This window comes from Micromonospora sp. M51 (assembly GCF_018070305.1).
GTDB lineage: Bacteria > Actinomycetota > Actinomycetes > Mycobacteriales > Micromonosporaceae > Micromonospora > Micromonospora parva.
The window spans coordinates 1-1,948 of record NZ_JAGPXZ010000974.1 but is presented as its reverse complement, the minus strand read 5'-3'; the positions used below and the strand labels follow the sequence as shown (position 1 = coordinate 1,948).

Genomic DNA, 1,948 nt, shown 5'->3' with positions numbered 1-1,948 from the left:
CCGGGCGGACGTGCCGGCCCGGTCCGCCCCGGCGAGCACCTCGCCGCGGACCTCCCCCGGGTCCTCGGTACGCGGATTGTCGTCGGTCACCAGCACCACGTCGGCTCCCTCCGCCGCGGCGGCACCCATCACCGGCCGCTTGCCCCGGTCCCGGTCCCCGCCGGCGCCGATCACACAGATCAGCCGGCCGGCGCTCAACTCGCGCAACGCGGCCAGCGCGGCCACTATCGCGTCCGACTTGTGGGCGTAGTCGACCACCCCGCGCACCGGCGCGGCCACGTCGACAAGCTCCAGCCGGCCCGGGACGCCACCGCAGGCGGCCACACCGGCCGCGGCGGTCACCGGGTCGACCCCGGCGCCGACCAGCGCGGCGATGGCCAGCAGCGCGTTGGCCACGTTGTGTCGACCGGGCAGCGCGACACCGGCGGAGAGGGCCACCCCGTCCGGGCCGTGCGCGGTGAACCGCTGTGCGTACCCCTCGCCGCCCACCCCGTCGGCCCACCAGGTCGCACCCTGGTCACCGGCCGCCGAATAGGTGACGGTGCCCGGCTTGAGCAGCGGCTTCAACGCCGGGTCGTCGTGGTTGAGCACCTCGACGGCGCAGCGCCCGTCGAAGAGCTGGGCCTTCGCGGCGAAGTAGTCGTCGCTGTCGGCGTGGAAGTCCAGGTGGTCCGAGCCGAAGTTGGTGTAGCCCCCGACAGCGAACCGCACCCCGCCCACCCGGCCCATGGCCAGGGCGTGGCTGGAGACCTCCATGACCACGGCGGTGACCCCACGCTCGCGCGCGGTGGCCAGCATGGCGTGCAGGTCGGTCGCCTCGGGGGTGGTGCGCACACTGTCGATCACCAGGTCACCGAGCCGGGTCTCCACCGTGCCGACCAGCCCGGTGGTGTGCCCGGCGGCCCGCAGCCCCGACTCGATCAGGTACGCGGTGGACGTCTTGCCGGCGGTGCCGGTCACCCCGATCACGGTGAGACCGGCGGTCGGGTCGCCGTACACGGCCGAGGCCAGTTCGCCGAGCACGGCGCGCGGGTCGGGCACCACCAGGGCGGGCAGACCACTCTGCGCCGCCAGCTCCGCGCCCGCCGGGTCGGTCAGCACCGCCACGGCACCCGCCTCGGCGGCACCGGTGGCGAACTCCGCACCGTGCCGGCGGGCACCGGGCAGCGCCGCGTACAGGTCGCCGGAGCGGACCTCCTGGCTGGCGTGGGTGACCCCGGTGACGACCACCGCGGCGGCGTCCGCCGGGAGGTCGACGGCGAGCCGGATGGCGAGATCACCGAGCCGAACTCCGGTCACGGTACGTGGACGTGGATTGCCGGGCACGGCGTCAGACCCTACCCGGTCGTCCGGTTCCGGCCGCACAGCCGCCCCGGTGGTTCGTCGGCACTCACCGATGATGTCCCGCCATTGCTGCTCAGCGCGGATAGACCACAAACTTGGGCGCGGATCCGGCGGCGGAAGGTGGCACCCGGTAGTGACGCAGAGTGAACTGCATCATGTCCCGGAACGCCGGCCCGGCGACCGCCGCGCCCCCGTTGTTGGGTGCGTACACGAAGACCGAGATCACGTACCGGGGGTTCTCGGCGGGAGCCATCCCGATGAAGGAGGACACCTCACCGGGCTGCTTCTTGCCGTTCACCAGCCGCCACCCGGTTCCGGTCTTGCCGGCGACCCGGTAGCCGGGGACGGCGGCCGTCAGACCGGTGGCGCGGTCGACGGTGGTGACCGCCTCCAGCATGGTGCGCAGGGCCGCCGCGTTCTGTGGGCTGAGCACCGAGCGGGTCACCGGGGCCGGCGCGGGGGTGCGCTTGCCGTCCGGGCCGATCACCTCCTTGACCAGGTGCGGCTGCACGTACGTGCCGTTGTTGGCGATGGCGGCGTACGCGGCGGTCATCTGCAGCGGCGTGGCGTCGACGCTGTGCCCGATCGGCACCGACCCGTACGA

The 1,948-nt window shown here is 73.8% G+C and carries 2 protein-coding genes; both read right to left on the bottom strand.

Annotated features, from left to right (window positions below):
• Positions 1-1,365 (bottom strand): Mur ligase family protein (locus tag KBX53_RS31420; protein ID WP_210863384.1); only part of this gene is annotated, 1,365 nt, incomplete at its 3' end.
• Between the two features lie 52 nt (positions 1,366-1,417).
• The coding region (locus KBX53_RS31415) for a penicillin-binding transpeptidase domain-containing protein (RefSeq protein ID WP_247676500.1) at positions 1,418-1,948 on the bottom strand (531 nt) is incomplete at its 5' end.